General features: G+C 41.3%; 8 protein-coding genes. 4 read left to right on the top strand and 4 right to left on the bottom strand.

The features are described from left to right. Positions 1-119: 119 nt before the first annotated feature. The 3 genes from ACFRAK_RS01000 to ACFRAK_RS01010 form a co-directional block, all read right to left on the bottom strand. A complete protein-coding gene (locus ACFRAK_RS01000; protein ID WP_394571174.1) occupies positions 120-3,092 on the bottom strand; it encodes a DEAD/DEAH box helicase in 2,973 nt (990 codons plus the stop codon). Continuing rightward, entirely contained in the window at positions 3,085-4,710 is a 1,626-nt protein-coding gene (locus tag ACFRAK_RS01005) for a hypothetical protein (RefSeq protein ID WP_394571175.1), read from the bottom strand. Before ACFRAK_RS01005 ends, ACFRAK_RS01000 begins: the two co-directional genes overlap by 8 nt. Before the next feature lie 673 nt (positions 4,711-5,383). Next, the gene (locus ACFRAK_RS01010; RefSeq protein WP_387601259.1) at positions 5,384-6,277 is read right to left on the bottom strand and encodes a helix-turn-helix domain-containing protein; all 894 of its coding nucleotides are present in this window, start codon (positions 6,275-6,277) and stop codon (positions 5,384-5,386) included. A 545-nt stretch (positions 6,278-6,822) separates the two neighbouring features. Here ACFRAK_RS01010 and ACFRAK_RS01015 point away from each other — a divergent pair. After that, positions 6,823-7,140 (top strand): hypothetical protein, encoded by a 318-nt coding sequence (locus ACFRAK_RS01015; protein ID WP_387601256.1) that lies wholly within the window; start codon positions 6,823-6,825, stop codon positions 7,138-7,140. 28 nt (positions 7,141-7,168) lie between these two features. Here the strand turns inward: ACFRAK_RS01015 and ACFRAK_RS01020 are convergent, their stop codons facing one another. Next, complete coding sequence (locus ACFRAK_RS01020; RefSeq protein ID WP_260286816.1) at positions 7,169-7,312, bottom strand: hypothetical protein; 144 nt, start codon at positions 7,310-7,312, stop codon at positions 7,169-7,171. Positions 7,313-7,777: 465 nt separating this feature from the next. Between ACFRAK_RS01020 and ACFRAK_RS01025 the strand changes: the two genes are divergently transcribed. The 3 genes from ACFRAK_RS01025 to ACFRAK_RS01035 all read left to right on the top strand — a co-directional run bounded on the left by ACFRAK_RS01025 (position 7,778) and on the right by ACFRAK_RS01035 (position 13,702). Further along, positions 7,778-9,214 (top strand): hypothetical protein, encoded by a 1,437-nt coding sequence (locus ACFRAK_RS01025; protein ID WP_387704468.1) that lies wholly within the window; start codon positions 7,778-7,780, stop codon positions 9,212-9,214. 155 nt (positions 9,215-9,369) lie between these two features. Continuing rightward, entirely contained in the window at positions 9,370-11,376 is a 2,007-nt protein-coding gene (locus tag ACFRAK_RS01030) for a penicillin-binding transpeptidase domain-containing protein (RefSeq protein ID WP_394571176.1), read from the top strand. 256 nt (positions 11,377-11,632) lie between these two features. Next, positions 11,633-13,702, top strand: coding sequence for a SpoIID/LytB domain-containing protein (locus ACFRAK_RS01035; RefSeq protein ID WP_394571177.1), 2,070 nt, complete (start codon positions 11,633-11,635; stop codon positions 13,700-13,702). Positions 13,703-14,033: the final 331 nt, after the last annotated feature.

Genomic DNA, 14,033 nt, shown 5'->3' on the forward strand with positions numbered 1-14,033 from the left:
AAGTTACAGGACGCTTATGTATTAAAAAAGGGGAATGCATATCATATATGCATTCTCCCTTTTTTTGTCTTGATAAGCTGACAGCCTGCCCTCATTCATCTTCACATCGTGAGAGCGGGTTATTGAAGAGCAACCAAGTCCTTGATTTCCTCTGTGGAAAGTTCGGTGATCCAGTTATCACTGCTGATGATCTCGTCGTTCAGGGCTTGCTTTTTATCAAGCATCTGGTCGATTTTTTCTTCCAGGGTCCCTGTGCAGATTAGCTTATGAACGTGAACGAAACGCTGTTGCCCTATTCGGTAAGCACGGTCGGTGGCTTGATTCTCAACAGCCGGGTTCCACCAGCGATCATAGTGAATCACGTGGTTCGCTTCTGTAAGATTAAGTCCAGTGCCGCCTGCTTTCAACGAGAGTATGAAGATGGGGAATTCCCCATCTTGGAATCGGGTGATCATTTCATCACGCTGCTTCTTGTTCGCACTCCCGTTCAGGAATGGCACTTCAAAGCCATATCGTTTTTCCAGCAATTCTTTAATCATATTGCCCATCCCGATATATTGTGTGAAAATGAGACAGCTTTCATCCTGTTCGCGGACAGCATCGATAATCTCGGTCAGTTTCTCGAGTTTGCCTGATCGGTTAGGTGCCTTCATGATATTTTCCTTCTCCGTCTCTTTTAAGTAAAGAGCTGGGTGATTGCAAAGCTGCTTGAGCTTATTCAGCATCTGGAGGATGATGCCTTTTCTTTCAAAGGCAGACAGTTGTTCGATATCAGTGAATGTATCTTTTATCAGTTGTTCATACAACGATGCTTGCTCGGTGGTAAGCGGAACGAATTCCTTTTGTTCTTGCTTATCTGGAAGATTAAGGGCGACTTCTTTATCGCGTTTTGTACGGCGAAGCAAGAAGGGCTGAATCAAACGCTGCAATTCCTTGATTTTATCCTTCTGTTCATCACGCTCAATGGTCGCCACATATTTTTCCTGAAACTGACCTAGCGTTCCGAGATAACCTTTGTTGATGAAGTCGAAAATCGCCCACAGCTCACTTAAACGGTTTTCCATCGGCGTACCCGATAAGGCGATATGATGTCTGCCGTTTAGCTTGCGGACCGCTTTGGATTGCTTTGTTTGGGCATTCTTGATGTTTTGCGCTTCATCAAGGATAACGCTGCTCCAATGGATGGTGGTCAGTTCAGCCTCATCTTGGTGGGTCAGTCCATATGATGTTAAGACAATATCATGATCGGCTGCCAGTTTAGTAAATGCTTCACCTTTAGCACGATTCGATCCGTAATGAAGGTGAACTTTAAGTGATGGTGCGAATTTCTCCAATTCCTTTTGCCAGTTGCCCAGGACCGATGTCGGGCAGACGATGAGCGCCGATTGTACAGAGACGGATTCGGGGGCAGTGGCAATGATCTCAGCCTCATCACTGCTCTCTGTGCCGCTATCCTCTTCGACAATGATCGGTTCACTTTTATGTTTATCCCTGGGGGCTGTGGGGAGCTCTTTACCGGCTCCTTCCTTGCCTTTCACATGAAGTAGGTAGGCGATCATCTGGACGGTTTTTCCAAGTCCCATATCGTCGGCTAGACAAGCACCAAAACCATGCTCCCTTAAAAAAAGGAGCCAGCTCATGCCCAGTTTTTGATAGGGGCGTAAATCACCTTGAAGTGCATTAGGGACGGGCAGGATGGAAATGTTCTTGGTTTCCCGGAGTCTTCCAACCATTTTACGGAGCTCCTGGTTCAATTCAAATTGAATCCTGAGCATCTCGTCGTTTTCAGAATCGTCATCGCCATCTTCATTTATGCCATTCAACAGTTCCTGTTGCAGCAAGTCTGTCAATTGGATGCCCTTTTCATTAGCTGTTTCCATCAGCTCCTGAATTTGTTTAATGAAAGCTGGATCAAGCTTGACCCATTGGCCGCGGATGAAGACAAGCCGCCTTTTTTCATTGACGAGCTCCTCGAACTCCGCCTCGGTGAGCTCTTTGCCATTTAATGAGAACCGCCAATCAAAGTCCATTAAAGCTTTTAACCCGACATAAGACGGGCCGCGATTCGATTGGCTCTTCACTTTCGCCTTGACCTTCAATGAGGACTCCTTCAAGGCAAGCCACCACGATGGAAGGAGAATTTCGACGCCAAGAAACAGGAGCTTTTCGCTTGCATCGGTCAAGAATTCCCATGCATCTGTTTCCGAAATTTCCCTTTTCAGACGGCCATTCTCCCCAAGCCATGGCACGACGAGCTGCCAGCGTTTCGTAGCACGCACCACTTCACTTGCATACTTATTCCAGCCGCGCGGCAGTTTTTTTCCTGTATATGTTTCAATGATATTCTCATCCCTCTTTGAACGAAGGGTAACATCGAGTATCCAAGGCCCATTGCCATCAGGAGGCTCAGTTAAGCGGAGACCTATAGTGAATGGCTTGGGATCAGGAACCGTACCGAGCCATTCCTGCCAGCTGTCTTTGTCAAAAAAGGCCTGCAATTCTTCGGGAGAAAGTCGTGTATCCTTTAATGCCCCGACGGCTTCGCTCCATTTATGCTGCATGGGTGAATAGTTTTTTAAATACATATTAGCGGCACCGTTATACCACTTTTCGATAAAAGTACGGTTGGTTTCCAGTTCAGGTGAAGGGAGATCCAAAGATATTTCTTCTTCCCAAAAGGAAGGGAGGAATTCCTCTTCCACTTCTTCCGGCAGCTTCCAGCCGATGGAGTCCAACTGAAGATTAGTGAAATCCGGTACGGGGATTCCGGCTTCAATGGATTCATGTAGAACGGGCGCTGCTGAAAGGCAGAGGGAGGATAACTCGGACCACTCCCAATCTATGAAGGAGTTAAAGCTTTCCCTAGCAAAAAAGTTGAGAAGTCCCCAAGCGTCAAGAATGAATACTTGATTTCCATCCACTATATCCGTAGTCATTTTGGTACCATAAAAGCTTGCGTCATCCCAGTTGAATAACAGCCTGCGTATATAATTCGTAGTGAGGAAGGTATTCTCTTCATTGACGACACCAAGGGCGTAGGTTCCGTTTTCGAGAGCCGCTATTTTGATTTTTAATTTCCCTGGATTAAACATCGATAAGCTTACCCCTTTTTAGTTCTTCTTGGAAAGCGCGAAGCCGTTTGGTTGAATCTGCTACATAAAGTATATAACGATCGAATACGTCTTCCTTTTTGCTCTTTTTATAGATGGTGCGCATCCTTTTCAAATAACGGACAGCTTGCTTATAAGCAGGCCGGTTTTTTAAAGAAACCTTTTCCTGGACCGCATGATAATAAAGGGGCAGGATTAGTTCCGGTTCTTTTGAAACCACTTCTTTGATGGATTCACTGCTGATTAAGTCAATGCTGATTTCCGAGTAAATATGCATCTCCACCCATTTTTTATATTGTCCTTGTTCAAAAAGGAAATTTGCATAGTTCCAATAGCTGTGCGGAAGGGTGGCCCTGTAAAATTTCTCAAGCAAATCAGTCCGTTTTAATTTATAACAGCAACTATTAATTAAAGTCGTGAACGTTCGGACGAAATCCACCCGTTTGTAATAATCGGATAAACCGGCAAGGAATTCCTGGACATTATGATTGATGAATTCAATGAAAGGGATGGCACGTGACCGGTTGTCAGATTCAGCCAGGAGATTCAGCCAATAAAAAATGTATGGACAGGCTTCCTTCTTCAATTCATGAAGAAGCTCAATCGCTTGTTTATCATGGTTCTCCAAAAGGGATAGGTGAATGGCTGCGAGGGAATAGGACGTCCTCTCTGTAGTGCCCATATACTTGTCGGGAAGTTCCTTATTGATTCGTTCCAGTTCCTCTTTACGCCATGAGGAGTTGGAGAACAAGTAGCTCCATATCTCCCGGTAGAGGTCAATCTTTTCGTATTCCAGGCCTTCTCCACCATCCAGTAGTTTAGCTACATCTTCCTTGATGCTGAAAACGAAGGGATCAAAGGCGAAGGGCCTCGCTTGCCTGCTTAGCGGCTGTACCGATTCATGCAGCTCTTCTGCCAGGTCGACGGCAAGTGCATAAAAGACCCTGATCGTTTGCGTCTCACTTTTATGCAGCTGAATCACTCTCAGTGTCTGCTGCATCGTGCAAAATTGCGTAACGAAATGATAAAGCAACTTCCATTCCCTTTCCATTGGAGCTTTTGAGCTAAGGCGTTTAAAGTAAGTTTGTATATGATTTTCAATCATATAAGTAGCCTCGCCTATATGAGGCTCGATATGTTCCGCAAAGGCATCATGGACGAATTGCTTCCATGATGGGTAGCTTTTATCTAAGGTGATGGAATTCCCCGCCGTCTGTTTAAGTAATTCACTTGCCCGTTTAACCTGCTGCAGTGCTTGTGCAGTTGAGGTGTTTTTTGGCGCTTTCCATTCACTCAGCCATTCGGAAACACTAGCGTGTTCAGAATATGCAGAAAAGAAAACGGCCATTTGATGCCGGCATATGAACCTTGAATCACATGTACAGCTTCCATCCTGAGGGAAGAGCAGATTCAGCCTGGCCTTAAAGCGTGTCCCATCCTGTACCTCAGCCGCAATCGTGTCCGCCGCTTCTTCTTTAATATCAACGAGCCCCTGACGGTATAACTGGAGCCCTTGATTCACCACATCCGAATCTTCCGGATCCCCGGCCTCCAAAAATTCCGCCAGCCGCTCCCCAACTAACAACAACTCCCGCTCCATACTCTCCTCCTTCAGGGACAAGCCCTGTTTAACAAAATTTATATTTTTTGTATGATCATGAACCATCAGTTCTTTAACATATCGTAATCCTGCCCCTGGTTATTCTTGGGCCTTGCATATATTACATCCCGAGATTGATTGGCGGGCTTTTTTCATGGCCGTTCTCTTTACGTTCTAATCCAGTTAATCGAACAAGGCATCACTGCTTCTAGCCGTATATTCATAAAAACCCTGTAAAAGTCAATATCGTCAAAAATCCCCTTGAATATAAGCGGTTCGGATATAAACAGGAATAACTGGCATTAACGTTAACCATGCCTGAAATCCTTCATCCTCATCACGCTTCACAAAACTAATTGATGAGGGGCGGGAACCTTTTTTAAAGGTGCGTTTTTTGAAGCATCTCTTTATTATACTTCATTTTGGCTTGGAATTTAAAATGTAGAATGGAGGTTTTGAAAATGATGCGTGTGAAATTATACAAATTCCTGATGAATGGCTCAGTTTGCAGGCAAATGGGTTTCTCTATAAAAGTTAATACAAAGTTGACAGGAGAGGGAGCCTGGAGGCAACGTTCAAATTGTACATTCCTAAAAAAAATGTAGACAAACTCAACTTTCATCGAGTTTGCCAGTCTGGAGCCATTCCCGAGGGAATGGCCAAAAATATAGAATTAGTTTATTTTCATTTCGTTCTTCCAACTATCCAACTTTTTGTTGATGAATGTAACAAAGGTATGATTTTTTTGTAAATCGAATAGAAACGCTGATTTTTCCAAGTACTCTTTTGCCTCTTCAAAGTTACCTATAAGTTCAAAATTGTAACCCAAATGGTAGTGTAAATCAGCTAATGCATATAATTGATCATGTTCAAGGCACCACTTTATGGCATCTTGGCAGCAGGCAATGGACTCTTCGTATCGGACCAGGCGTGTTAACACTCTGCCAAAATTATAGGATAGGCGTGTCTTTAGCGTTTTATCCGTCAAAAAGGGTAGGGCTTTCAAGTGATCCAAAGCTTTCCTTAACAAGGCGAATGCATTTTCGTACTGTTCTTCGGCAACATACATTACACCAAGGCTGCTTAAGATTTCAAGCTCCCGTTCAGAATATATTTTGTCGGTCGTATGAGTAATGGCGATGGCCTGTTTAATGAATTCGATGGCTTTATCTAAATCTTTATTTTTTTCATATTCGTATATTCCCTTGTGCCAAAGAATCAATTGATGATTCCTTTTATTCTGAAGAAAGAGGGGACTGTTTTCCTCAGCCTTTACAATCTGCTGCATTTCCTCGTAATTACGGGTTCTCCTGGCTATTTTTAATTGATAAATCACTTCTTCGACGTAATCCAGCCTAGGGGTCATTCCAATATCGAAAAAATAGTTTACATCAACGCCTAAACGTTGGGAAATTAAGTAGAGGGTGGATGCATATGGATAGACATCGCCTTTTTCAATCTTGCTTATCTGTGCTTGTGTACAAATACCGGATGCCAACTCTTCCTGGGAAAGCCCGATTTGTTTACGTAGCTCTTTGATCTTTTGTCCAACTGCAAAAAAATCCATTTTGATTCTCCTTAAAATATGCCTAGAGTTATATTTTGTCATGAAAAATCGGTGAAAGCGGTATGTACAGGTCCTGAACGGTTTAAATAGAATCTTTAGTCGAAATATATGGTTTTTAGAAGTGTGGTTAAATATAACTATAGAATTAATTTCTATTTTAACCAATATTTTTTTAAAAGAAAAGGAGGAATGACCTATGAAAAAAAGTACTAAAGCATTAGTCGTATCTTTTCTTATCATCGCTGCTTTTGTTATTGTCCCAAGCGAATTACCAGGCCTTTACGCAGAACTTCCAGGTTTATATAAATAAGTAATGGAGCATCCCTATCAATCATTCAAGCATCTTCATTAGAAGATGTTTTTTTTATCATTATTAAATGATTATTCTTTTGCGCATATTCCTGTAGTTATAATTATCTATGAATGGAGGGTGTAAGATTCATTTGGTAGGTGCGGAAGAAACGTGAGCGTAGTTTGTAACGCCTATTTCCCTTTAATGATTTTGTTATAGTGTAAATAACAAAACGGAGAGAGGTGTAAGGTTAATGATGGATATTAATATGAAGATTCAGCCCTCTTTTTACGATGATGAATGTGCCATTGTGTTTTCTTTTTATTTTGATAAGGCCACCAGGAATATTGGTGAAGCAGTGGTGTACACATGCAAAAAATCAGATCAAAAAGAATACAACCAAGATCATATAGATACAGATATACAAGAAAAAATCGCTTATATTAAAGAGTTTTCCATTGCAGATGAATATCAGGCAACCTCGATGAAGAAAATCAAACATTTTTTGAATGTAATCGGCATCAAGAAATGTATAAAGCATAACCTTAAGGGAAATGAAATCGCATTTTAAACGATAAAAACTCATGACATACAACCCGTCATGAGTTTTTACCATTTAAATGAGAGTTTTGAGTATTCATCTTCTTTTTGATGAAATCGCTCATTTGCTTCCGTTCACTTGGTTTAGCGTTATTTGTTCTTTCAAAAAATTTAAAGTGTTGTTTATTGCTATCGGATTTCATGATGATGTCTCTCCTTTGCTTTTTTTGTTTACCCGTTTCTCATTAGTTAAAACATGATTTTCATTATAAAGGGAAAAATAATGAACAAAAAATTTACATAATTATTCCTATAGTTATATTTTCTTCTGCGAATCACTGTATATAAGGATTAATAAGGTAATAATAAGTGGTATTGCCTAAATATGGAGGAATTTCGCGTTTTCTCATACGTTAAATAAATGCTAAAATAATCCGAATATCGGATTTTTCATTAGAAACATCAGTTTCTAGTACCCTAAAGTGAAGAGGGTTGAAGAACTCTTTTCGATGGCCCCCGAGGACTTGCTTGGGGGATTTTTTTATTTGGGCAATTTGTCCACTTTATTTCTATAATATGTTTCGTTTTGTTTGTCTATACATGGGTAATTATAAGAAATAAGATGAATTAAACCTTTTTTCAGCAGTTTAATCGGAGGAATATATTATATGTATGTGAAAATGAAAAATGATCCCACTAAGCGAACTTTCCAGCAGTACATTTTTCCATTTGCGCTTGAAGGAAAGATGATTGAAAAGTTTGTGGAAAAGTTGTTTAAGGACAATTTCGTTTTTTTGAATTTGAAAGATATGGAACAAGAAAATCAATTTTACGGTGGCCATAATGTTTCTCACCGTAAATTGGAAAAGTATTTCATGCCTTACATCGAGCCGATTTTATTTCCAAGCAATGCAAAACAGAAGGAAGGCTTGCGGCGTTTTACGAAAAAGCTGGATATTGATTGTACCTTCGAATCACCCTATCTAAATACCCCATTTATTATCAACTCTATAGATATTTTCATATGCCCATTTCATATTGGCATGATGAATCTTCGCATTACTTTGCCTGAGGGGCTTTCTTATGATGATGTGCTCTATTTTGGCGATACATTCCGAATCCTCGAACCGATCGCTGATGATGAAGAAAAAACGAAAGTAAGCTGTCGGGAAAATCAGTATGAACAGGTGAAGGATTTCATTTTCAATGAACTATTGCCGCCAATTGAGGAATATATGGATGAAGAACAAAGTAACCCTACATATTTTGGCAGTTTACCCTTCTTCATCGATGAAAGAATGTACGTGATCAGTTATACTGCATTCCCTGAGAATCGTGATATTACTAAAAATGATTTATTCCGCATCAGTGAGCTGAACGGGTATGACAATGATGGTGAGCCATATATAGGCGCATTAAACCCCGATTATATAGACAAGTATTATCAAGAAAGGGTATATGACAGGTGGGGCAAGGAAACCTATTATATAACTAGCATGTATCATTTTGCGTGTGTCACGAAAGCTAAAGGTAAACTGGAGCAGGAACTGGCAAGCGAAATGTATGGCCAGCATTTTTATACAGTGTTGCTTTTCTTCTATTATAAAATCGTACTGCTTAAATTGTCCCATGAACATTCCAAGATAGATGTGGAAAAAGATCAGTCGAATACGGAACAGCTGATTTTCATGATCACTCAGTTTTCTGCAAAGTACTTATTCACTGAAGTTAATAGTACGTCAATCGGTAAAGAGCTATTCAAAAAAACGGATGATGCCTTCAGGATTGCCGCTCTCTACAAGGAAGTGAAGGAAACACTTTCTTATCTTTATCAAAATCAGGATAAACTGTCTGGGAAAAGCAGTAATTATCTCTTGCAAATACTAACGATCTATACGGTTGTTTCCGGGATATTCGGAATGAATCTATATATTGAAGATTGGAAAGGGAAATTACCGTGGAAAGCCTATATGGATTACACCCTATACGAATGGGTAGCTGTCATTGTTACGACAAGCGGTCTGGTCATCTCGGCCATCTTGGGCTTTTTCTTTTTGAAAAAATGGCTGCAAGAGAAAAAAAGCCGAAAAAAAAGAATGCTTTAATATAAAAGTCCTGTACACCATGTACAGGACTTTTGTTTTAGAAAAAACATGGTCGACTAGAAAAATTAAGAAATTCGGAATGCAAAATCCCCCAATCCCCTAATATTTTGCTAAACTATAGGTATATCATTCTAACTATTCATTAGGAGGAAATCATGAAGAAACTAGCTTTAGTTTCCAGCTTATTGTTGATGAGCGTATTGTTCCTGGCCGGCTGCTCGAATGAGCCAAGTCCGGAAGATCGCTTTGCGGCATATACGAAGCTTTGGAATAAACAGGATTTTGCGAAGATGTACGAGTATCTGTCGCCTGATACAAAGAAAGAAATCAGTGAGGATGAATTTGCGAAGCGTTATGAAAAAATCTATACGGGCATAGAAGCCGACCAATTAAAGGTGGACTATAAACAGCCTAAAGAAGAGAAAAAGCATAAAGATGGAGAAAAGGTAAGCCTTTCATATACCGTTGACATGTCCACTATGGCTGGTGCTGTCAGCTCTGACCATAAAGCGACACTTGTCAAGGAAGGGGAAGGCGAGGAAGAAAATTGGTACATCAAGTGGGATGAAAGCTATATATTCCCTCAATTGGAAGCCGGAGAGAAGGTATCGGTTGAATCGTATCCAGCCATTCGCGGCGAAATTGTCGATAGAAATGAACGCGGCCTTGCCATGAATGGAACGGTAGCAGAAGTGGGGATAGTGCCAGAGAAAATGGCCAACGAATCCGAAACGGTTAAAAAGGTCGCTGGAATCCTCAAAATGTCAACCGACGAAGTGAATCAGAAATTAAAACAATCATGGGTAAAGCCAAGCTATTTCGTGCCCATCAAGAAGATGTCAAATGATAATACGGCAACCTTGGAAAAGCTATTGAACATTGCAGGTGTATCTGTCAATAATACGGAAGAGCGTATATATCCGTATAAAGAGGCTACTGCCCATCTAATTGGATATGTCGGTGAGGCATCTGCGGAAGATCTGGAGAAATTCAAAGGAAAAGGTTATACCGCAAGTGACGTTATTGGCAAGCGAGGTCTTGAGGAAGTGTTGGAAGCGCGGCTTAAAGGTGAACCTGGAGGTAAAATCTTTATTAAAACCGAAGATGGCGAAGAAAAAGTGATTGCTGAAAAGCCTGCTGAAGAGGGAGAAACAATTACCTTGACCATCGACGCCGAGCTTCAAAAAGATATCTTCGAGCAATATAAGAACGAAACTGGATCGGCATCGGCAATTGATCCGAAGACAGGCGAAACGCTTGCACTTGTTTCAAGTCCGTCATTCGATCCTAATAAATATATTTTCGGGATAACAAAGGCGGAACAAAAGGCGCTTGAAGAAGACCCGGACAAACCACTTTTGAACCGCTTCAGTTCGACGTTTGCACCCGGTTCAACCATTAAGGCCATCACTGCGGCAATCGCTCTGAAAAATGGTGTGGATCCGAAAGATTCGATCAATATCCAAGGGAAAACGTGGGCCAAATCAACATGGAAAGATCATTCCATTACAAGGGTGGCGGACCCCGGTGTTCCAATCGATATGGAAAAAGCATTAATTTATTCAGACAATATTTACTTTGCCCAAAAAGCTTTGGGGCTTGGAAAGGAAAAATTCACAAATGGACTCAAGGCATTCGGATTTGATGAGTCTTTGAACTTCGATTATCCGATAAAAGCATCGAGCATCGGTAAGATCGACAGTGAGGGGCGCTTGGCGGATGCCGGATATGGTCAAGCGCAAGTCCAAATGAGCACGCTACATCTCGCCATGACCTATTCAGCCTTCTTGAATGAAGGAAACATCCTGACACCTTCGTTAATAACAGGAGATAAAACAGAAAAGAAAATATGGAAAGAACATGCGATATCAGCAGACCAAGCAAATCAGGTCACCAAGATGCTGACACAAGTGGTGGAACATCCTAAAGGAAGCGGACATGGAATAGATGATCTTGGCATCAAAATCGCTGCCAAAACGGGAACTGCCGAAATCAAGGCATCCAAAAATGCCGACGGAACAGAAAATGGCTGGTTTGTTGCCATGGACACAGAAGACCCGGAACTTCTCATGGCATGGATGATGGAAGATGTAAAAGGACGAGGCGGCAGCCATGTCGTTATCGATCATATGAAACCGGTGTTGAAAAAGTATTTGAAGTAAAGAAGCGGGTGAAAATGCAGCAAGCATTTACCACTAAAAAGCAGGACATGGTTTCTTCCATGTCCTGCTTTTATTTTTTCACACGTTGAGGATTCCATTTTGTTAAGACAATAAAACTGGATTTGAAGGATAATGAGTCGGACATACAGAATGTAAAAAGAGTACCGCAAGCGGGATCCGATTTCTGCAGCAGTGACATCTTCCAGGCCATTACCCATGCTAAAGATAAATAGAATAGGGATGAGGATGAAAAGCAATGAGAAGTTTAAGGTATTTGTTTATCGCTTTCTTTATCATTTTTTTTACATTTCCTTCTCATGAAGAAACGGCAGCGGAAGAGAATACAACGATGGAAGTGAAACTGAAGAATTATTTGGGGAATAGAACCAGTGTCAAAATAACGGCAACCGGGGACTACCGTACTTCAGGGGGGGAGATATTCATTAGAGCGGGTGAAAATCTGACTTTGAAAGTGGAGTCGGCTAAACTTGCCGTATACAAAGGTTTTAAGAAAACGGGGTCTTATGCTTCCTTTAAGGCAATTCCAGTTAAACCTGATGCTTCATTGTCCATAAACGGCCGTCCGTATTTTGGCTCATTTTCATTTACAGCGGAGGACGGTTACATCCGGCCAATCAATCATGTTTATATGGAAGATTATCTAAAGGGTGTTGTCCCGCTGGAGATGCCCGCACTATGGCATGCCGAAGCCTTAAAAGCACAGGCGATTGCCGCCCGGACTTATGCACTTCGCCATCAATCCACAATAATTGATGATACGTTTTCTTACCAAGTATATGGGGGGGCTGCCGGTCACTATCGAACTAATTCAGCCATTGAACAGACAAAGGGCATGGTAATCAAACATGATGGCGAAATAATCGAAGCGTTCTTTTCCTCAAGCAATGGAGGAATGACCGAATTGAATTCAAATGTTTGGTCAAGTGGCAACCCCCTTGCATATTTATCTATAAAAGAAGATCTCTATGATTCGAAAACCAATTGGGAGATAATGCTGGACAAACAGCAAATCGACCTTTCAAAAATGGATTTATCTAAACCGGAAGAATGGTGGGCAAGTGTAAAGGAAAAAGATGAAACGGTTGTGCCGAAACTGAAGGTTTGGCTGAAGAATAATGGATATGCGAATAAAGATATTAAAATAACGGATATTCCCTTGTTAACATTTACAGATGAAAAAACGGGAGGCCGTGTAACGAAAGGCTCCATCCAACTGAATTTCTATGTAAGGGATCTCGTTGATGACAGGGGGAAACTTTTGCAGCAAACGGTTAAGCTTACTAATGTCGCGGCTTCCAAAATCAGGGGCATGGTGGGGCAAGAGGTGATGAAAAGCTATTTGGTTGACCATTCATCTACCGATCCTTCAATAATTTCCATTAAAGGATTAGGATATGGGCATGGTGTAGGACTAAGTCAGTTTGGAGCGAAAAACAGAGCGGAGGGAGGCCAATCATATCAAGAGATTTTGGGGTTTTATTATCCTGACACAACTATAGAAAAGGAATATGGACCAGGTGCTGGATCTAAAACGGAACTTGTCGTAAAGTCGGAACCGAATTCAGTAAACATGAAAGCGGAGACGGATCGTTTAAATGATGAGGTTGGAATCACATACTCCCTAAAAGAAGATGCTGTGGTAACACTCACGATTAAAAATAGTAAAGGGAAAGCCTTAGCTACCCCAGTCCGTGACCAAACAATGAAAAAGGGTACCCATTCAGCAATCTGGAATACAAAAGCGGTAAGTAACGGTACATATGAAGCAGAAATATCAGCAATGGACCGAAGCGGGATTGAAGGTTCGGACATGATGGCGATTAAGATCAGTAAAGATACGTCGGCACCGAAAATAACCGATGTCAATACATCGGGTGATTATAGTACCGAGAAAGCGAACATAACCTATACCATTAATGAAAACGCAAATGTAACAGTGGCAATTAAGAACAGTAAAGGAAAGGTTGTTGGCATCCTTTCTGAAAGGCAGTTCAATAAAGGCAGGCAATCGGCAACCTGGGATTTCAAAAATATGTCCAACGGGATGTTTACGGTGACAATCTCCGCTAAGGATAAGAGTGAAAACAAGAAATCCATTTCAACGAAAGTCTCCATTAGGAAGACCACGGGAATAGTGACAGCAAGCGAATTATATATGAAAGAAAATAAAAATGCATCCTCTGAAACGGTCGGGAATCTATACAGGCACCAAGCCGTAACGATCCTGTCTCAACAAGATGAATGGTATAAAGTGAAAAAGGGAAGCCAAATTGGGTATGTATTAAAAAAACATGTAAAAAAATGAATGAGGAGGACGTCAATTTATGGCGTCTTTTTGTATAAAGATATTTAGATTCTTCATCAAACTCACGAGTAAACCGCAAACTCACGAGTAAACGCCCAAACTCACGAGTAAAAGGCACAAACTCACGAGTAAACGCCCCAAACTCACGAGTAAAAGTCACAAACTCACGAGTAAATGGGCCAAACTCACGAGTAAACACACCAAACTCACGAGTAAACGCATCGAACTCACGAGTAAAAGTCACAAACTCACGAGTAAAAGGCACAACTCCGAGTAAACGCCCCAAACTCACGAGTAAACGTCACAAACTCACGAGTAAAAGGCACAAACT

The sequence above is a fragment of the Peribacillus sp. NPDC056705 genome, assembly GCF_043656335.1.

Coding starts and splice junctions, on each gene's coding strand:
- ACFRAK_RS01035 (WP_394571177.1), top strand. CDS start 11,633: ATGAGAAGTTTAAGGTATTTGTTTATCGCTTTCTTTATCATTTTTTTT.
- ACFRAK_RS01000 (WP_394571174.1), bottom strand. CDS start 3,092: ATGTTTAATCCAGGGAAATTAAAAATCAAAATAGCGGCTCTCGAAAAC.
- ACFRAK_RS01025 (WP_387704468.1), top strand. CDS start 7,778: ATGTATGTGAAAATGAAAAATGATCCCACTAAGCGAACTTTCCAGCAG.
- ACFRAK_RS01020 (WP_260286816.1), bottom strand. CDS start 7,312: ATGAAATCCGATAGCAATAAACAACACTTTAAATTTTTTGAAAGAACA.
- ACFRAK_RS01005 (WP_394571175.1), bottom strand. CDS start 4,710: ATGGAGCGGGAGTTGTTGTTAGTTGGGGAGCGGCTGGCGGAATTTTTG.
- ACFRAK_RS01030 (WP_394571176.1), top strand. CDS start 9,370: ATGAAGAAACTAGCTTTAGTTTCCAGCTTATTGTTGATGAGCGTATTG.
- ACFRAK_RS01010 (WP_387601259.1), bottom strand. CDS start 6,277: ATGGATTTTTTTGCAGTTGGACAAAAGATCAAAGAGCTACGTAAACAA.
- ACFRAK_RS01015 (WP_387601256.1), top strand. CDS start 6,823: ATGATGGATATTAATATGAAGATTCAGCCCTCTTTTTACGATGATGAA.